Raw genomic sequence first — 18,412 nt, 5'->3', positions numbered from 1 at the left:
CAAGCTCTGAATACACGCGAACACGATTCACGTCACCCGCTCCTGGGCCAAGACTCCCTCACACGGGGGATGTACACGGTGACGGGGGGAGGGCGACGATGACGCACCTTGGGACGGGTATCGGCTGGCGGCCGGAGATCGCGGACGCCGTGGAGGCGATGCCCGGGGTGGACTGGGTCGAGGTGGTGGCGGAGAACATCTGCCCCGACCACCTCCCCGCCTCGCTGACCCGGCTGCGCCGGCGTGGCGTGACCGTGGTGCCGCACGGCGTCTCCCTGGGCCTGGGCGGCGCCGAACGCCCGGACCCCGCACGGCTGGCGGCGCTCGCCGAGCGCGCCCGGCTGCTGGAGGCGCCGCTGGTGACCGAGCACATCGCCTTCGTCCGGGCGGGCGGCGCGCTCACCGCCTCCCCGGCGCTGGAGGCCGGGCACCTGCTGCCGGTGCCGCGCACCCGCGACGCGCTGGACGTGCTGTGCGAGAACGTGCGCATCGCCCAGGACGCGCTGCCGGTGCCGCTCGCGGTGGAGAACATCGCCGCGCTGCTGGCCTGGCCGGGCGAGGAGCTCACGGAGGCCCAGTTCCTGTACGAGCTGGCCGAGCGCACCGGTGTGCGGCTGCTGATCGACGTCGCCAACCTGTACACCAACCAGGTCAACCGGGGCGAGGACGCGGCGCGGGCGCTGGCCGGCCTGCCGGTGGAGGCGATCGCCTACGTCCACGTCGCGGGCGGCGTGCTCAAGGACGGGGTCTGGCACGACAGCCACGCGCATCCGGTGCCGGAGCCCGTGCTGGACATCCTCACCGACCTGGCCTCGCGTGTCCGTCCGCCGGGCGTGCTGCTGGAGCGGGACGACGACTTCCCGAGCCCCGCCGAGCTGGAGCGGGAGCTGGGGTCCGTCCGGGCCGCGGTCGCCCGGGGCCGCGCCACCGCCGGCGGCGACGCGGGCACGGCAGCGGGCCCGTCGGGGGCGGACCCGGCGGGTGCGGACCGGGCGGGCGCGGGCCCGGCGGGGGTGGACCGGGCGGGCGCGGAGCCGGAGGCGGCGGCGGCGGAGGGCGCGGACCCGGAGGCGGAGGCCCCCGATGCCGTGCGCCCCCGCGCGGTCGACGGCGCCCGCCCGGCGGTGACCGCGGCGACCGACCGGGCCCGGCAGCGCGTCGCCGTGGCCCAGGCCTCGCTGCTCTCCGCGCTGGTGGCCGGCGGTCCCGTGCCGGAGGGCTTCGACCGGGCCCGGATCCGGGTGCAGGCCAGGGCGCTGGCCGCCAAGCGGGCCGGGATCGTGGCGAAGGTCGCGCCCGAACTGCCCCGCATCCTGGGCGACTCCTACCGCCCGCTGTTCGTGGGCTACGCCCTCGGCCGGCCGCAGGGCGGCGGGTACCGCAAGGACGCGCTGGACTTCGCGGAGCACCTGCTGCTCTCCGGCCGCCCGGAGAACGCCCGCCGCCGCAACCGGCTGCGCGCCTGGTGGCTCGAGCGGTCGGGTCCCGCGCCGCTGCCCCGCACCCCGGCGGCCCGGGTCGCCCGCGCCACCCGGCGGGTACTGCTGGGCGGTTGAGCTCCACAGTGTGTCCATATGGTGAACGGCCCATGGCGCGACCCCCACGCGGTGGCATAGGAACACCGCATGTTCTGGGTCTTCCTCCTGCTGGCGGCCTGGGTCCTCGTGGGAGCGGCCTGTGCGCGCCTGTGCCGTGCGGCGGTCGTCGCGGCGGCCGTCGAACGGCGCGGCGCCGACCGTGAGTCGCTGACGCTGTACGAGGCGGCGTTCCTGGCGGGCGGACCCGGCCGGGTCGCCGACCTGGCCCTGGTGGCGATGGCCCGGGAACGCCGCCTGCTGCTGGCCCACACCGGCTGGGCGACGGTGGTCGACCCGCAGGCGCGGGACGCGGTGGAGGGCGCGGTGCTGACCGCGATAGGGCCCGGCGGCCAACGGCGGATACCGCTGGTGCGCACGGCGGCCGCGGCCGCCGAGACGGTGCGCGACCTGGCGGACCGGCTGGTCGCGGCGGGGCTGGCCGTGCCGGAGCGGGCGGGCACCGTGGCGGACGGGGTGCGGCGGGTGCGCCGGGCGGCGGCGACGGTGGTCGTCCTGGGCGCGGTGGCGGTGGTGCTGCCGGGCGGGGAGGGCGGCCCCTCGGCCGGACTCACGGCGGCGTGGTTCGCCGCGCCGCTCGCGATGGCCCTGGGCTGCCTGCTGACGGCCCGCCTGGAGCTGTACCCCTATCCCCGGCGCGCCTCCCCCGCCGGCCGCCGGCTGGTCCTCTCCCTGCGCCGCGGCCTGGACGGCGACGGCCCGGACACCGAGGCCCGCGCGCTGACCGCCGTCGCGCTGCGCGGCCCGGCAGCGGCGGAGGAACCGGGGCTGCGGGCCGCGTTCACGGCGCGCGCGGAGGGGGACGACTAGGCCTGCCCGGTGCATCCTGCCGTTCTTGCTGCCGGGCGCCTTTGCAAGGCCTTCCGGGCGGTGTCGCTGGGGGCGTTCGGTAGGGTTCCAGGATGCTGACTGTCCGGTCGGCGTCTTCCTGGGGGGATGAGCGAGACGAGGGTCATGCCGGAGCAAGCGAGCCCGCCCGCGATAGCACCGCAGGAACCTCTGGCCGCGTCGGCCGAGGCGGCGCGGATGGCGGCGGTGCGCCGTTACGACATTCTCGACACCCCTCCGGACGGCGCCTACGACCGGGTCGCGGCGCTGGCCGCGCGCCTGTTCCAGGTGCCGGTGGCGACGGTGACGATCGTGGACGAGGACCGGATCTGGTTCAAGGCCACGCACGGTCTGGAAGGCGTCACCGAGATCGGCCGCGACCCGGGCCTGTGCGCCTCGGCGGTTCTGACCGATGACCCCACCGTCATCCCCGACACCCTGCTCGATCCGGTCGCCTGCTCCAATCCGCTGGTCGCCGGCCCGATGGGGGTGCGGTTCTACGCCGCCGCTCCGATCATCACCGCCGACGGGTACCGGCTGGGCACGGTCAACGTCCTCGACACCCGCCCCCGCGAGATCAGCGAGGCGGATTCGGCGACGCTGGCGGACCTGGCGGCGGTGGTGCGTGACCAGCTGGAGCTGCGGCTGTCCGCGCTGCACGTCGTACGCGCCGAGCAGGAGAAGCGCCAGGCGGAGGAAGAGGCCCGGCAGCGGGCGGAGCGGGACAAGGCGGCCATCGCCGCGTTCGCCTCCACCCTGCAGCGCACCCTGGTGCCTCCCACTCTGCCCGCGGTGCCCGGGCTGGAGCTGGCCTGCCATTACAAGACCGCTTCCCCGCAGGAAGTGGGCGGTGACTTCTACGACGTCTTCCCCGTCGACGGCGGCCGGTGGGCGTTCTTCCTGGGCGATGTGTGCGGCAAGGGCGCCGAAGCCGCCTCGGTCACCTCACTGACCCGCTACACGCTACGGGCCGCAGCCCTCGTCGACGCCGACCCCACGGCCGCGCTCAAGGCCCTGAACACCGCGCTGCTGCTGGACGCGGCGGTCGGTACCCGGTTCTGCACCGCCATCTTCGGCCTGCTCGATCCCGCGCCGGACGGCGGTTTCACGGTCACGCTGGCCACCGGCGGCCACCCGCCCGCCTACCACCTGAGCCCCACCGAGGACGGCGGCGTACGGGTGGAGGCGGTCCGCGCCAAGGGCGGCATGCTGGTCGGCGCGTTCGCCGAAGCCGCCTTCGCCTCACGCACCCTGCACCTGGCGCCCGGCCAGGGACTGCTCCTCTACACCGACGGGCTGACCGAGGCACGCACCACCGACGGCCACATGCTCGCCGACACGGGCCTGACCGACTTCCTCGCCCGGCGGCCGGCACCGGTCGGTGCCGGCCGTCTGATCGACGACACCGTCGCGCTCCTGGACACCCTGCCCAACACCGAACGCGACGACGTGGCCCTGCTGGCCCTGTCCGTTCCCACTCCCGATGCCGCTCCCGCAGGCATCACCACCACCGCCCACAGCGCCGCTGCCCCGGCCGCCGACGCCCCCGTCGGGCAGGAGAACCGACGCCCATGACCGCCGCATTCCACATCGACGTCCCGCACATCGACGGCACCCTGGCCGTGATCGCCCTGTCCGGCGACTTCGACATCACCACCGCACCCGCCGTGCGGGCCCGCGCCCTGGAACTCATCGCGAAGGGCCACGCCGACCTGGTCGCCGACCTGGCGAGCGTCACCTTCTGCGACTCCTCCGGCCTGGGTGCCCTCATCGGCATCTGGCGCTGCGCCAAGGACGCCGACGGCTCCCTGACCCTGGCGGCCATCCCCGACCGGCTGGGCCGCCTGCTCAGCGTCACCGGAATGGACACCTTCCTGCCCGCCCATCCCAGCGCCGACGCCGCGCTCGCCGCACGCCAAGGCAATCCCACCACCGCCTGAAGCCCTTGCTCGCCGGGGCGGCACCTTCCCGGCGACGGCCGGCGCCGTGGGCGGCCGACGGCACGGCCGGCCGGCCCTGCCGTCGGCCGGTCCCGCGGAGACCCGGCCACCAGGAATGCACCTCACGGCCGACGGCCGCTGTCGCCCGCCGGCGTTCGTCCCGACCGGCGGGCAGGCCGACGACGCGCCCACCTCCACGTGCCACGGCCGCGCAGCCACCTGCGGATCGCGGTACCGCGGGCCTCTCCCGGAGCTGCCACGTCGGGGCGGCCCGCGGCCCTCCACCGGACCGCACCCGCGACGCTCCGAGGTCCTCCGGTAGCCTGGCGTAAGGATTCCGCACGTGGGTGAGAGGTGAAGTCAACTGCTGTGGCCTTCCGCGGCCACCGGTGATGCCCGGGTCCATGGCCAGCCGGTGGCGTCAGGGCTATCGTCGCGTTACCCAGTCGTCCTTGCTTCCCCTGGAGTCCCGCCGGTGCAGAATCCACGTCAGATGCTGGCCGACACGTTGGCAGGCATCGATGGCCTCCTCGGAGACAGGAGCCGGGACGACGTCCTGGACACCGCCCAGCTGTCGGTGACCAGCGGTGTCCCCGTCGACGTCGTCGAGGCGCTCCTCGCCGGCCGGACGCCGCCCGAGGAGTCCGTCACGGACCGGATCATCCGGCGCTTCGAGCACCTGCGCGACACCCGGCGGCGACCCGACGGACGGCGCTACTCGTACGAGGAGATCGCCAGGAGCTTCGGAGCGACCAAGGCGTCACTGTCCAACCTGGTGCGCAGACGGAACACCGAGCACCGTCGCACCGGCGGACCCCTGGCCAGCACGCAGGCCGGCGTCGAACGCTTCTTCTTCGGAGCGGAGAACGGGTGGCTCTCGGCCGCCCCCGAGATGGCCCTCGACCAGGCACTGCAGCCGGTGCTGGCCGCCCTGCAGCGAGAGGCCGGCGAGGAGGCCTTCACGCACCGACGCGCGGTGACGCTCCGGTCGGCAGCGGCTCTGCCCGATGACAAGTGGCGGCTCGTCGAGGGCTTCGTGGCCACCCTGGAAGCGCAGGTCCGAGAGGAGCTTCGACGCCCGTGAACTCCGCACATCGGCCGCCGTCCGACGGGCGCCGCAGCAACCCGTGGTCATGGGGGCGCCGGGTCGGACGGAACGGCGTGAAGAGCCGCGTCCGGGAGATGAACCGGGTGAGCTCCACGCTGATCCGCGGCGTACGGCGATCGGGGTCCTCGGACGACGATCTCTTCGAGGCCCTGGCGGTCGTCCTGAGCCGGATGCGGGACCGCCCCGTCGTCCTGCGACGCGCCGACTTCCCCCCGGAGACCGTCAGCGGCCTGTGGCTCAACCTGCCCGACATGGACGTCATAGCCGTGCGGCGCGATGCCGCGGGGCGGGAGCACGAGGACGTGATCCTCGGACACGAGATATGGCACATGCTGCGCGGACATGAGGGCGTGCACACCGCGACGGGACTGCGGGCAGCCGCTCGGTCCGACGCGCACCGGGCGCTGCACTCGGCCGTGGCCGCCCTGCGACTCGCGGGTCCGCGACACGAGCACTTATCCGTCATGGCCCGCAGCGACTTCCACCAGGAACAGGAGGCGGAGGCGGAGGCGTTCGGGCTCCGCTTCGCCACCGACCTGCGGCTGCTGCGGATGCAACACCACCGCCCCGGCCATGACGTCGGATGGCGCATCCAGGACTCGGTCGGCCCTGGCTCGTGGACCTGACATGGAGTCATGGATCTTCTACGGCGCGGCGGCGGTGCTCCTGGCGGGCGTGGCGGCCCAGTGGCCCGGGGTGAGGGCCCTGCGGCAGGACCCGCTGAGACGCTCCATCGCCAGCGTGGCGCTTCTGGGCAGCTGCTGCTTCGCCCTGGCCGCGCCACCGACCATTGCCGTCATCAACAGGATCACATCCGTGCCGAACGCCGCGGCGCCCCTGACCTACAGCGCGATGATGGCCTTCAGCGCCGCGTCCCTGTCACTGATGATCCGGTGGTACGGCGGATCCACCCACCGCGCTCGTCGGGCGATCCGCGCGTGCGGGACGGCGTACGTGGCGGTGGCGGTCGCGTTGTTCAGTCTGTTCGCCGCCGGCGAGGCTCCGGTGGCGCGTCCCACGGACTTCGACACCTACTACTCCACGACTCCCGCCATCAGGGAGTTGATCGTGCTGTACCTCTCGGCCCACCTCGCCGCCGCTTCGACGACCTGTGTTCTCTGCGTCAAGTGGTCCCGCGCGGCCGGAGGCTGGGTACGCGGGTCCCTCCTCTTCCTCGCCGTCGGCTGGGCCAGCGTGACCGGCTACAGCGTCTGCAAACTGATAGCGGTGAGCGGCCGTTGGAGCGGCCACGCCTGGGACGCGCTGAGCACCCAGGTAGCGCCCTCGCTCGTCGCGGCGGGGGCGGGCTTCGTCATGATGGGCTACGTCCTTCCCGCGCTGGGCCGCCGGCTCGACAGCCTGCGCGTGGCTCGCGCCCTGGGACCGCTGTACCGCCTGGTGGTGGCGGACGGCGGCCGCTGCGCCGTCCGCCTGGGCGGCATCTCGGCGCTGGACGTCAACCTCCACCTCGCACGGCGCGTGAGCGCCATCCATGACGCCCTCCACCGTCTGGGGGACCATCTGGACGACCGCGTACGCAGCCGGGTCCACCAGGAGCTGTGCGAGGCGGGTCTCGATCCACGGCGCGCCGAGATCTTCGCCGCTGCCGCCATGGTGACCCACGCGACCCGCCCTGACCGCGAGGTCGTTCCCGCCGGGCATCGGGGGAGCGTGCCCCTCGAGGAGCCCGCTCTGGTGCAGCTGTCGGAGGCGGTGCGCGCGACTCTGATCATCCGGGCTTTCCCCGCACGGCCCGTCGCCCCTGTCACCGCGCTCAGCGGCGACGCGCTGCGTGACGTCTTCCTCAAGTAGCCCGGCGGCACCGTAGATGATCACTGCCAGGCCAAGGACCCGCTCCGTGCGCACCAGTCGGAGGCGACGCCGATGACCACCGGCGCCATGTACCTGTCCGGGGCTCTGCTGCTCACGGCCGGCGTCCTGAAAGTGCCCGCCGTCGCCCGGACCAGGGGCCGCGACAAGCTGCTCCTTCTCACGTGGGCGCTGCTGGTCACCGCCGGGGGCGTGCTGTGCGCCACCGCCCAACCGTCCATCAGGTGGCTCAACGCCCGGACCGGGGTCGACAACTTCGCAGCTCCCGTCGTCTACGTCCTGCTGACCATGTTCTCCGGCTTCTCGATCATGCTGGTTCTCCACTGGCGCGGAGGACCGGAGGAACGGGTGCGCCGGCTGGTGCGGACGACGGCCGCCGCCTACGGCTCCGTCTGCGTCCTCATGGTCCTGCTGTTCGCGGCAGGCCGTGCTCCGGTGGAGAAGACGACGGACTTCGATCTCCACTACGCCGCGACTCCCTGCATCAGGGAGATGCTGGTCCTGTACCTGGCGGCGCACGCCCTGGCGTCCGCGGTCGTCAGCCGCATGTGCTGGCGGTGGTCCGCGCAGGTGCACGACGCTCTCCGGCCAGGACTGAGGATCTTGTCGGCCGGCTACCTGACGCATCTGATCGGATATGACCTGATGATGGCCCTGGCGGTCGCCGGGCGATGGGCGGGCCAGTCATGGGACACCCTCGTGGACGTGGCTCGTGCGGTGATCGTGCCCGGTGCCGCCCTCGGGTGGACGGGCATCCTCTTTCCCCTGGTGGCCCGTAGCGGGAAGGAGGCCGTGCGCTACTTCCGGCTCGCTCCACTGGCTCGGGCCGTGAGCACCGTACCTACCGCGACGAGCCCGCCGCCGCTGCCGATGTCACCGTGGCGCCCCGCCGTCCGCCTGCGCCTCACCGAGCGGCAGACCTACATATACGACCGTCTGGTCGCCTGCCGCGGCTACTTCGCAGCAGACGTCCGTGAGGAGGCTCGAGCCACCGCCCTGGCCCGCGGGGCGAGTGCTGCCGAGGCCACCGCGTGGGCCGACGCGGCGATGATCCTGGCCGCCGTTGCGAGGTGCCGCCGAGCACAGCCGCCGGTGTCGCCGGGCCCCCCTGCGCACCCCGAGACGCCGACGGTGACCGGTGACCTGGTGGACATCGCGAGAGCACTGACGGGGCGGATGGCCGGCATCCGCACGCATCGGGGCGCTGGATCACCCTCCTCCACGCCGGGCCGTCCGGTCCAGGCTTCGCACCACCGACCATTCGTGCTCGGTCAGCGGCGGTCCGTCGAGCGGCGGGAGCCGTGGACCGGCGACGGTGGCGGCCAGCAGGGACGGACGTAGCAGGCTCGTGCCCTTCGCCCGCAGGGTGGTGACGTCGCACATGGCCGCGGACACCCGGGACGAGCTGGTCGCCACACGAGCCATGCGGCCGGTGTAACCCGCCAGCAGGCGGTCGAACAGCGACGGTCCGTCGCCCCTGACGGCCGGAACCCACCGATCCTGAGAGGTGCTGAGAGCCCAGGCCGCGTCCACCTCCCTGCCGATCGCGCGCTGCACCCGGCGGGCGAATCCCCGCTTCCCGATGTCTCCTTGCGTGACGTGCCTCATCAGCGCCCGGGCGCTCAGCGCCGCCACGCTCATCCCCTGGCCGTAGACCGGGTTGAAGGAGGCCACGGCGTCACCCAGCACGACCAGGCCGTCCGGCCAGTGCGCGGCCCTCTCGTAGTAGCGCCGCCCGTTGCGCGTACTGCGGGTCAGAGACACCCGGGACAGCGGCACGGCACCTGAGATCACCTGACCCACCAAGGGGTGGCGCAGGCGCAGGGCGAAGGAGACGAAGTCCTCCGCCGCCGCGGGGGGCTCCCCGCCCCGGCTGCCGCTCAGGCTCACGATCCATCTACCCCCCTCGACGGGGACGAGGGCGGCGGACCTGCTCGGTGCTGTCGGGTCCGGGCGGGCCTGCAGCAGGACCAGGGGGAAGTCCTCGGCCCCGGCAGGGACACGGTAGACGCGACTCGCGTAGACCAGACCCGCATCGACCACACGCGCAGGGATCGTGGTGGTTCCCGGACGGCTGAGCCAGTGCGTGACCCGGGAGCCTCGCCCGCTCGCGTCCACGACGAGGTCGGCCGGCTGCGTGACGGCACCTGTACGGACCCCCTCGACCCTGTCCGCGCCGCCCGAGAGACCGGTGACGGTCGCCCTGCGGAGCCTGACCGTGGGGTGTGCCAGCACGCGACGCCTGATCGTCCAGTCGAGGAAGTCCCGGCTGCAGGTGAGGAGGCGGTGGCTCCTCCCTGGCCAGCGCCGGAACCAGCCGGCGGGACCGGTCATCACGGCGTCGGACAACAGGGAGATCTCGCGGCCTCCTGCCTCCAGCACCTCCTGCCGCAGGTCCAGACCGGGGAGCAGGGCCTCGATCGCCTCCCGCCCGCTCGGCAGCAGAATGTGCGCGTGCCGTCCTTGGGGCAGACCTCTCCTCGCGGCAGGTGCGTCCGGCAGCTCGTCGCGTTCCACCACGACGATCTCGTCGACGTGGCCGATGAGAGCCACCGCGCTCAGCAACCCGCCCAGCCCCGCCCCGATGACGACAGCCCTGCGTGCCATGACCCCTCCCCCGGTCCGGGTGGTGCACACCTGTCATCACGCCCTGGACTTCGTGTCGCCCCGGGCCATGATCCATGGATTCCTTAGTAGCCACAAGTGAATACAGCAGTTGACTTTGCCGCTCCTCGACCACAGGATCATCACGCCGGGCTCACGGGTCGTGTCACAGCGTGCTGCCGATCGGCCGATCTCGTGACGCACCCGGGCTCAGCGCTGCCCGCGCACACCGCAACTCCGGAGGAGTGAACGCATTGGACAGCAGGATCGGTAGGAAATTAGCCACCAGAGCGACGGCCGGCTTCGCCGGAGCCGCCGCCCTGGTGACGGCTCTCGTCGCCGGATACGGAAGTCATGGGGCATCGGACGCCGCCCCCCAATCCGCCGGGAACCAGGCGCCCACGGCGAAACGGCCGGCTCTCGGCGCACTTCCGCTCACACCCACGCGAGGTCTGGCCAAGGGACTCGCCCTTCCTCTGGACGAGTACGTCTCCAGTCCTTTGGAGAACTACACCTGGCAGGTGGCGGTCCAGGACGAATGGCGCACGTGCATGGCGCGCTACGGATTCGAGGACTTCGGCCCTCCCCGCGTCGACGAGCGCACCGTAGCCGCGCAGACGAACGCGGCGTTGGGGCGCCGTTACGGCCTTTCGGACCCGGTTTCCGCCGCCGAGTTCGGTTATCACCTCCCGGACGACGTGCCGGAACCTCCCCACTGGGAGCCGGCACCCGGAGCCGAGACCTCGGTCTTCACCGGCAAGGGAGCCGAGCTCGAGGACGGCGCCTATCAGGGGCAGACCGTACCGAACGGCGGCTGCCGCGAAGAGGTACGCCGCATGCTGCCTCCCCCGGTGACTCCCGAAGCGCTACGCCTCAGCCTCGAGTCCTTCGACCAGGCGCAGGAAAGGCCGGAAGTCGTCAAGGCGATCACCGAGTGGTCCTCCTGCATGAAGAAGAAGGGCTACAAGAGGGATCACCCCCTCGAAGACATCGACGCACCGGGAATCTCGATCTCCGCCCCCACCCCCGGCGCGGAGGAGATCGAGCACGCGGTGGCCGACGTCGAGTGCAAGAAGGAGACCGATCTGATCGGCATCTGGAGCTCCGCCGAACGGGCGGAGCAGGTGGAAGGAATCAAGAAGAACTCGCTGAAGATCAGCAAGGAGAAGGCCGCGAAGGACAGGACGGCGAACAAGGCTCGCCAGATGTACGAGGAGGGTGTCCGATGAAGCGCACCGGAAAGGCCGCCGCTTTCGTCGCGGCGGCAGTCACGGCCCTGTCGGGCGCCTTCATCACACCCGCGTCGGCGGCGACGTCCTACGTGTCGGACGTCTGCACCTCGTCGAACAACACGTACTGCTTCCAGTTGAACTGGGGCAGCAGGGGTGAGACCACCTGGGTCGGATTGGACGCGTGCTTCGTCTCCAACCAGGACGTGCCCGACTACTACGGGTACTCCCCCAATGGCGCGACGCTCGTCCGGTACGTCTTCCGTCACGGCGAACTCAACGACGCGGGCACCGGTCTGGCCGGACTCTGCCGTGGAGAAGGCGGCGGTGAAGCCGTGAAGAACAACGCGGCGTCGGGCGCCAACGCGGAATGCTCCGCCACGCACCGCGTCTACTTCAACTCGGGTTACGGCGGTATCAGCCAGGCCTTCCTTCCGGACTGCGGAACTCACTGGCCTTCCCAGAACCTCGTCTCCTCCCTCAAGAACGAGAACGCCTCCGCCGACCGTTACTGATCGCTCCTGGGCGGAAGGCGGAGGCACGGGCCTCCTGGCGGGCGCACATTCCTTGGTCTGCTTCGCATACGAAGAGTCCGTTCGTACGGCGGGACCGACTGCCGCCAGGAGGCCCGGCTTTCCCCCACGCACGCCGCACGAGCGCTGCAGCGGTCGAGTGAGAGTTCACCGCAGAAGAGAAAGTCGAGAGGTGCATGAAACCGCGAAGATGGAAAGCATGGCTGGCTGTCACGACGGCCAGCGGAGCGCTGTCAGGATTACTCGGTGGTGCGGCATGGAGTGCCGCGCCCGAACCGGCACGGACCACCGCGGCGGAAGGCTCCGAGGGGACGGCTGACCGAAGCGAGGTGCCGCCGCAGGAGCGTGAGGAGTTACTGGGGGAGAACTACCGGCAGTCGTCGGACGTCGCGTGGACCACGACGGGTGACGCCCAGGGCTTTCATCTGCTGACGGCGACCGAGAAGAGCGGCTACTCCTGGAAGACGCTCGCATCACTTGCGGAGCCGGGCTTCGACGCCGACCAGTGGATCGGCAACGTCTGTGTCACCGGTTCCGGCAAGAGGGCTGTGGTGGTCTACGCGCCGCGTACGTTCACCAACGAGCCGAGACTGCTGGCACGGGGCGGGTTCACGGCCGTGGTCGACCTGACCTCAGGCGTGGTGACCAAACTCAAGGTCAACGCTTCACTGTCGTACTACAACCCGGGCTGCGGTACGGGTGAGGAGGCAGTCCTCACTCAATCGCCGGGTGAGGACAAGCACCGGACCAGGCTCGTCCGGGTGAACACGGAGACGGGGAAGACGAGTCCACCGGTCACGGTCGACGGTCAGATCACCTCGTCGGCGCCGGCCGGAAACGGAACCGTCGTCGGTGCCGCGGGGCGCGATCTGGTCGAGATCGACGAACACGGCGCCAAGAAGAGGCTGGTGACGGCCCGCACCGTGCCTTACCGCATCGCCAAGGACCGGCAGGGCGGCTACGTCTATCTGGAGCGGGTGCAGCGCGACAGCCTGAAGCAGCAGGAGACCGCTCTGGTGCAGCGGTGGGCGGACGAGAAGGTCAGTCGGCTCGGTAAGGGTCCGCTGGCGGACACCGGTCTGACACGGCGCGGTGGGCAGGTGTACCTCACCGGCTCCGTGAAGCCGGAGGGAGAACTCCCCGCCAGTGTCATGCACCTGCCTCACGCAAGGAAGGACGCGGTGCTGTCCACGCGCGGAGAGGTGGTGGTGCAACGCACCGTGTGGGCGGACGGCAAGGGCTCCCCGAAGTACCTGCATCCCGAGACCGCGACAGCCGCGCGATCGGTGAACCTCGACGTCACCGTCCGGGACAGCGGGAAGGGAGTGGACTTCACCGTCCTCCCCATGAAGGAGAGGTCGCAGGGCTGGGAGTCCTCCCGTGTCCGGTCTCCGGCGCTCGAGAGCGGGAAGACGGACCGCAAGACCGTCGAGGGAGCCCAGCGGACCGCGTCGGCAACCGCCGGTAGCAGTACCGAGATCGTGGAGTCCGAACGCACCTGCTCCGTACCGCGCAGCGATCCGCGCAATCAGGCGATGCAACCCAAGCCGCGGCAGGTGGAGTGGGCGGTCAACAAGGCGATCACCGGCAAGCTGAACATCGGCGCCTCTCGGGCGGCGAACTGGAAGAACCTGGGGATGCCGGCCTACGCGCCTCAGACTCTTTTCTCCAATCCCCAACTCGTGGACGGGGGCCGGGTTCCCGCGCAGGTGATGCTGGGTGTCACCGCCCAGGAGTCGAACATGTGGCAGGCCGCGCGCTCCGCGGTTCCTGGCGTGACGGGCAACCCGCTGATCGGCAACTACTACGGCATCGACTATTACGACGGCAACACGGCGAACGACTGGAACGTCGACTGGTCGGAGGCCGATTGTGGATACGGCGTCACCCAGGTGACCGACCACATGCGCTTGAGCGGCAGGGAGCACGGCAAGGGCGGGTCCGCCTGGGACTACCAGATGCAGCGCGCCGTGGCTCTGGACTACGCGGCCAACATAGCCGCCGGTCTGCAGATCCTGGTGTCGAAATGGAACGAGACCCGTCGCGCCCAGATGGTCGTGCACGACGGTGATCCGAGCAAGCTGGAGAACTGGTTCTTCGCCCTGTGGGCGTACAATTCCGGCTTCTACCCGAACGTCAACGGCAACGAGCCCTGGGGTGTGGGCTGGACCAACAACCCGGCCAACCCCGAATGGGACGCCGGCCGTACTCCCTTCATGGAGGACCGGCTCGGCAACGAGGACGCCTCGGCTGCCGCCCGTCCGCAGCACTGGCCCTACCCTGAGAAGGTGCTGGGCTTTGCCGCGCACCCGCCGGCCTATCTGGAGTCGCCGGGCACCATGGTGGCCGCGTTCCGCGCCGCCTGGTGGAACGGCAAGACCGGGGACGCCACCATCGACGGGTCCGCGCTCCAGAACCGGGCCAAGGTGAAGCCGCCGGAGGACCTGTTCTGCGGCCCTTACAACGCGTGCGAGCCGTCGAAGATCAGTGACGGCGCGGAGAACGAGGTCGGACAGGGGCCGTGCACGCGGAGTGACTACCACTGCTGGTGGCACCAGTCCGTCTCCTGGAAGACGGACTGCTCCTACTCGTGCGGCAACGAGTTCTTCCGCTTCACCTCCCCCGACTACGACGCCGAACAGGCCGACGGCACCGCCTATCCGCCCAAGTGCTCGCGCTCCGGGCTGCCGTCCGGCGCGAAGATCATCGATGACGTACCACAGGGCACGCCAAGTGTGCGACCGGGTTGCGGCAACACCGACTGGACCAACGCGGGCACCTTCTCCATCGATTTCGGTGACGGCGAGTACGGATCGGCCCATGACGGAACGCAGACACCGGTCTGGCCCTCGAAGGTCGACCTGCACCAACTCGGCGCCGGCTTCGGCGGCCACTTCTACTTCGGGCACACCCGAAGTGACGACGACAAGGGGCAGCGCCTGAAGATGACCGCCTCGTGGACGCTGAACGAGGCCGTCAACGGGCCGGCCAGGATCTGGGTGCACCTGCCGGACCACGGGGCCCAGGCGAAGTACGCCAAATACCAGGTGCAGACCTCGAAGGGCGTCAAGTCGCGCACGCTCGACCAGAACGGCAGCAGCAACCGGTGGGTCTCCATCGGCGCCTTCATGTTCAACGGCAAACCCAAGGTGAGTCTGTCCACCATCACCCCGGACGGCACCGGGGAGAAGGACGTTGCCTACGACGCGGTCGCTGTCGAACCGATCTCGGGGCGGTACGTGGAGCGTTCCCTCACCGCGGCCGCGATCTTCGACCCGAACCAGAATCTCGACTCCAACATGCTGGAGTTGATGTACACACCGCTGCGCACCATGAGGACGTTGTACGACTGGGGCATCGGCCTGTCCTACAAGGGCCGCCTGTGGAGCAATACCGAGGCGGACACCATGGGCATAACCGGGGCCGCCCGGTGTCCCACCGCCACGGCGGTGGGAGAGTGCAGCGGTCAGAGGACGTACGACGCTGCGAAGAGGTGGTACGACGACATTGTGGCCGGCGGTCATACGCCACGCTCCGACGGATCGGCGCCGGCCATGTCGATCCCGGTCTGGATGGCCATGTCCAACAAGCGGCCCGATCCGGCACAGCCGGCCAGCGTCGCCCTGCAGGACGAGAACAGCTACAAGATCAAGAGCGAGGTGGACGTCAGCTTCATCGTGGACGACTCCACGGGGAAGATCATCCAGGGCAGCCAGTCGTCAGGCCATCGGGTCCGGGTGGGCAACGCGCATCTGCCGCACTTCGTGACGGAGATCATGGAGGCGATCGAGGACGACTACGGCATCCCGAAGCCGAAGATCGACTACATGACCTACGACGCGCTGGAGTACGGCCGCGACGAACTGGCCCAACCCTTCGCGGACGGAGACACTCCGGGACAGGCCTACTTCCCCCACATGCGGGGAGCCCATTTCAACGCGGACAACACCTGCGTGAACATCCGCGCCGTCGGCGGCGGAGTCCACGGATACAGGCCGATGGTCGCCAATCGGCACGTCAACGACAATGTCAAGGCATGGGCCGACCGGGTGAGGAATCATCTGGAGACCAACATCGGTGTTCGCACCTTCGCCGACGAGGTCTATGCGTTGTTCTTCAAGAACAGCGGTGACACCAACACCTTCGGCACTCTGATCGGCAACGCTCCGCCCATCTGGCAGGACATCGCAGCCGAGTTCTGTGCGGATGGAAGTGTCAGGCCGTCGCACGTCGAGGAGAACATCGAGGCGACGCCCCGCAACGGCATCGTCTTCCAGAGCCACATGCCCGACCTCTACCTGTACGTCGACGACAGGATGACCGACAACCTCGGGCGTCCGTCCAGTGGCAGGATCCACGGCGGTAACTGGAAGAGTTTCGGCGCGCTGCCGATCCTCGACCCCAACGCCTATGGAGACTGTCATGTCAGAGACCGTGGAAGCAGTGGTAACCCTTGGGGCATCGACCCTCCCGTTCCGCTGATCGGAGACGGACCGGGCGAACGGCCGAACAGTGTCTTCCACTGCGACGCTCCAGGGATCGTGTACAAGGAGCACTTCACGCCGTGAGACCGCGGCACCGCAGACGCTGAAGAAGTGAGACACCGGTCCGAGGCCCGCGCTGGGCCTCGGACCGGCTTGCGAAAGGACACAGAAATGGGTACGGCCTTCGGCCATATAGTCCTGTTCCTCTACGTCGTCTATGCGTTGCCCGTGGCACTGCTGTGCTTCTTGATCGCGCGCAGGACAACGGCCCGTGCCGGTTGGCTGTACGCGGCACTGCTGCTGGGCCTTCCTTTCTGCCTGGTGGTCATGATTTTTGCTTCCTGAGGACCGGTCATCGGCACGGGCCCCTCTCCCGCACCACCTGCCACTCGGCGCGGCGCGCTTGCCGCCGCAGGGGTTGCGGGCGAAACATCCCTCAAGGGACCGTTTGCCCGAAGGGACACCTCATGCGCCGACTCGTCGCGTTCGCCGCCACCTCGGCGCTGGTCTCGCTGGGTGCCGCCGCCGCTCCGCCGCAGCCCGACTCCGCCGGGCGGCCCGGTGGAGCCGGCTCCCGGGGCGTCGCGGCCGAGGAACGCGGGGTGGCGGAGGCCGCCGCGCGAGCCGCGCGGGAGGGCATCCGCTGGGGCCGGTGCACCGGGCAGGACGCGATGCCGGGCAGGGCCCGGTGCGGGAGCGTCGCCGTGCCCCTGGACTACGCCCGCCCCGGGGGCCCGTCCGTCCGCCTCACCGTCAGCCGCACCCTCGCGACCGGCGGCCGCCCCGACGACGGAGCCCCCGGCAACGCGAGCCCCGGTGCCGGACCGCGCCCCGTGCCCCGTCAGGGCGCCCTGGTGTTCCACCCGGGCGGACCCGGCGTCTCCGGCATGTCCTTCCCCGCCGTCTCCCTGATGCCCGAGTGGCGGGAACTGGCCGAGGCGTACGACCTGGTCGGCTACGCCCCACGCGGCGTGGGCCGGTCGGCGCCCCTGTACTGCGCAGATCCCGCGAAGGCCCCGACCGGCCCGCGCCGGGCGCCCGCACACCCGTCGGCGGAGTACAAGAGCGAACGCCGCGCCGAGGCCGAGGAGTACGCCGAGTCCTGCGCGCGCCGCGCGGGATCCACGCTGCGTCACCACGGCTCGCTCGACAACGCCCGCGACCTCGAGGTCCTGCGGGCCGCGCTGGGCGAGCGCCGGCTGACCTTCCTGGGCGTCGCGTACGGCGGCTACCTCGGCGCCCTGTACGCCGACCTGTTCCCGCACCGGGTCCGCCGGATGGTCCTGGACTCCCCGGTGGGCCCGGGCCCCGCGCGCCCGTGGTACCAGGTCGGTCTCGGCCGGTCCGCGGCCTTCGAGACGCGCTGGGCGGACTTCCGCGCCTGGGTGGCACGGCACGACGACGTCTACGGCCTCGGGCCGGACGCCGGGGCCGTGGGCCGCGCCTACGACCGGCTGGCCGCCCGGCTGGCGCGGGAGCCGGCCGACGGGACGGTCGGTCCGGGGCAGTTGCACCGGGCGATGGTCACCGCGGCGCAGTTCGACGACTTCTGGCCGCACCGCGCCCGGGCCCTCGCGGACTACGCGCGCGGCGACGCGCGGCAGTTGCTGGCCCAGGCGGGCCCGCCCCCGGACGCCGGCGCCCGGACCGAGCGGGCGGCCGCGGCGGAGAACACCAGGGCGGTGCGTACGGCGGTTCTCTGCAACGACGCGCCCTGGCCCGCCGACTGGAGGGTCTGGGACGCCGACGCCACCCGCCTGGCCCGCACCGCGCCCTTCGCGACCTGGGACAACGTCTGGGCCGACCTGCCGTGCGCGTACTGGAAGGGTGCCGGGCGGCGTCCGCGGGACGTGCGCACCGCCCCCGGCGAGCTGCCGCCGGTGCTGGTGCTGGCGGCGGAGCGGGACGCCGCGGCCCCCTACCGGGGCGCCCGGGAGCTGCGGGACCGTCTCGCCGGGGCGGGGCTGGTGACCGAGCGGGCCGCGGGCTCGCACGGACTGGCGGGCGGGCGCAACACCTGCGTCCAGGCCCGGCTGCTCGACTACCTGCTGCGCGGACGCCTGCCCGCGGGCGGCCGGGCCGACTGCGCTCCGCACCCCGCGCCCAGGCCGCACCCGCCCCACATGCCGACGGCAGCCGGAACGGGAGCCGGGACGGGAGCCGGGCCAGGGCACCGGGCGGGGACGTAGACGGAAAAGGCCGACGGCCGCAGAACGAGCGACGGCCGGAGAGCGAGCAACGGCCGGCAAGGGGCGACGGCC

General features: G+C 71.3%; 13 protein-coding genes and 1 pseudogene. 13 read left to right on the top strand and 1 reads right to left on the bottom strand.

Features of this window, described 5'->3' with window-relative positions:
• Positions 1-98 precede the first annotated feature (98 nt).
• The 8 genes and pseudogenes from Sfr03f_RS04415 to Sfr03f_RS31630 all read left to right on the top strand — a co-directional run.
• Entirely contained in the window at positions 99-1,556 is a 1,458-nt protein-coding gene (locus tag Sfr03f_RS04415) for an MbnB/TglH/ChrH family RiPP precursor modification enzyme (protein WP_108952358.1), read from the top strand.
• A 69-nt stretch (positions 1,557-1,625) separates the two neighbouring features.
• The gene (locus Sfr03f_RS04410) at positions 1,626-2,405 is read left to right on the top strand and encodes a TIGR04222 domain-containing membrane protein (RefSeq protein ID WP_108952357.1); all 780 of its coding nucleotides are present in this window, start codon (positions 1,626-1,628) and stop codon (positions 2,403-2,405) included.
• Between the two features lie 126 nt (positions 2,406-2,531).
• Positions 2,532-3,998, top strand: a complete 1,467-nt coding sequence (locus Sfr03f_RS04405) for a PP2C family protein-serine/threonine phosphatase (protein ID WP_308216793.1) — start codon at positions 2,532-2,534, stop codon at positions 3,996-3,998.
• A complete protein-coding gene (locus Sfr03f_RS04400; protein WP_108952355.1) occupies positions 3,995-4,363 on the top strand; it encodes an STAS domain-containing protein in 369 nt (122 codons plus the stop codon). The genes Sfr03f_RS04405 and Sfr03f_RS04400 overlap by 4 nt, the downstream gene beginning before the upstream one ends.
• Positions 4,364-4,838: 475 nt before the next feature.
• Positions 4,839-5,447: an XRE family transcriptional regulator gene (locus Sfr03f_RS04395; protein ID WP_159105542.1), complete on the top strand. Its 609-nt coding sequence runs from the start codon at positions 4,839-4,841 to the stop codon at positions 5,445-5,447.
• Between the two features lie 77 nt (positions 5,448-5,524).
• The gene (locus Sfr03f_RS04390; RefSeq protein WP_108952353.1) at positions 5,525-6,097 is read left to right on the top strand and encodes a toxin-antitoxin system, toxin component; all 573 of its coding nucleotides are present in this window, start codon (positions 5,525-5,527) and stop codon (positions 6,095-6,097) included.
• Position 6,098: 1 nt separating this feature from the next.
• A complete protein-coding gene (locus Sfr03f_RS04385; protein WP_108952352.1) occupies positions 6,099-7,283 on the top strand; it encodes an MAB_1171c family putative transporter in 1,185 nt (394 codons plus the stop codon).
• A 72-nt stretch (positions 7,284-7,355) separates the two neighbouring features.
• Positions 7,356-8,450: pseudogene (locus tag Sfr03f_RS31630) on the top strand (DUF6545 domain-containing protein); the annotation flags it as partial.
• 60 nt (positions 8,451-8,510) lie between these two features.
• On the opposite strand, the gene Sfr03f_RS04380 reads toward Sfr03f_RS31630, so the two are convergent.
• Positions 8,511-9,908: an FAD-dependent oxidoreductase gene (locus Sfr03f_RS04380; RefSeq protein WP_108952351.1), complete on the bottom strand. Its 1,398-nt coding sequence runs from the start codon at positions 9,906-9,908 to the stop codon at positions 8,511-8,513.
• Positions 9,909-10,159: 251 nt separating this feature from the next.
• Here Sfr03f_RS04380 and Sfr03f_RS04375 point away from each other — a divergent pair, with 251 nt between their 5' ends.
• The 5 genes from Sfr03f_RS04375 to Sfr03f_RS04360 all read left to right on the top strand — a co-directional run bounded on the left by Sfr03f_RS04375 (position 10,160) and on the right by Sfr03f_RS04360 (position 18,340).
• Positions 10,160-11,134, top strand: a complete 975-nt coding sequence (locus Sfr03f_RS04375) for a hypothetical protein (RefSeq protein ID WP_159105541.1) — start codon at positions 10,160-10,162, stop codon at positions 11,132-11,134.
• The gene (locus tag Sfr03f_RS04370; protein WP_108952349.1) at positions 11,131-11,649 is read left to right on the top strand and encodes a hypothetical protein; all 519 of its coding nucleotides are present in this window, start codon (positions 11,131-11,133) and stop codon (positions 11,647-11,649) included. The genes Sfr03f_RS04375 and Sfr03f_RS04370 overlap by 4 nt, the downstream gene beginning before the upstream one ends.
• 194 nt (positions 11,650-11,843) lie before the next feature.
• Complete coding sequence (locus tag Sfr03f_RS04365; RefSeq protein WP_159105540.1) at positions 11,844-16,235, top strand: golvesin C-terminal-like domain-containing protein; 4,392 nt, start codon at positions 11,844-11,846, stop codon at positions 16,233-16,235.
• An 87-nt stretch (positions 16,236-16,322) separates the two neighbouring features.
• Positions 16,323-16,496 (top strand): hypothetical protein, encoded by a 174-nt coding sequence (locus Sfr03f_RS30130; protein WP_159105539.1) that lies wholly within the window; start codon positions 16,323-16,325, stop codon positions 16,494-16,496.
• 122 nt (positions 16,497-16,618) lie between these two features.
• On the top strand, positions 16,619-18,340 hold the full coding sequence (locus Sfr03f_RS04360; RefSeq protein ID WP_108952347.1) for an alpha/beta fold hydrolase: 1,722 nt from the start codon (positions 16,619-16,621) through the stop codon (positions 18,338-18,340).
• Positions 18,341-18,412 lie beyond the last annotated feature (72 nt).

Origin of the sequence: Streptomyces fragilis (assembly GCF_003112515.1) — a bacterium.
Taxonomy (GTDB): domain Bacteria; phylum Actinomycetota; class Actinomycetes; order Streptomycetales; family Streptomycetaceae; genus Streptomyces; species Streptomyces fragilis.
Note: the sequence above shows the minus strand (reverse complement) of the source record. Positions and strands in the feature narration are given on the sequence as shown.

What these genes read in the sequence shown, in the direction of transcription:
- Sfr03f_RS04415 (WP_108952358.1), top strand. Translation starts at nt 99, where the DNA reads ATGACGCACCTTGGGACGGGTATCGGCTGGCGGCCGGAGATCGCGGAC.
- Sfr03f_RS04410 (WP_108952357.1), top strand. Translation starts at nt 1,626, where the DNA reads ATGTTCTGGGTCTTCCTCCTGCTGGCGGCCTGGGTCCTCGTGGGAGCG.
- Sfr03f_RS04405 (WP_308216793.1), top strand. Translation starts at nt 2,532, where the DNA reads ATGAGCGAGACGAGGGTCATGCCGGAGCAAGCGAGCCCGCCCGCGATA.
- Sfr03f_RS04400 (WP_108952355.1), top strand. Translation starts at nt 3,995, where the DNA reads ATGACCGCCGCATTCCACATCGACGTCCCGCACATCGACGGCACCCTG.
- Sfr03f_RS04385 (WP_108952352.1), top strand. Translation starts at nt 6,099, where the DNA reads ATGGAGTCATGGATCTTCTACGGCGCGGCGGCGGTGCTCCTGGCGGGC.
- Sfr03f_RS04380 (WP_108952351.1), bottom strand. Translation starts at nt 9,908, where the DNA reads ATGGCACGCAGGGCTGTCGTCATCGGGGCGGGGCTGGGCGGGTTGCTG.
- Sfr03f_RS04370 (WP_108952349.1), top strand. Translation starts at nt 11,131, where the DNA reads ATGAAGCGCACCGGAAAGGCCGCCGCTTTCGTCGCGGCGGCAGTCACG.
- Sfr03f_RS04365 (WP_159105540.1), top strand. Translation starts at nt 11,844, where the DNA reads ATGAAACCGCGAAGATGGAAAGCATGGCTGGCTGTCACGACGGCCAGC.
- Sfr03f_RS30130 (WP_159105539.1), top strand. Translation starts at nt 16,323, where the DNA reads ATGGGTACGGCCTTCGGCCATATAGTCCTGTTCCTCTACGTCGTCTAT.
- Sfr03f_RS04360 (WP_108952347.1), top strand. Translation starts at nt 16,619, where the DNA reads ATGCGCCGACTCGTCGCGTTCGCCGCCACCTCGGCGCTGGTCTCGCTG.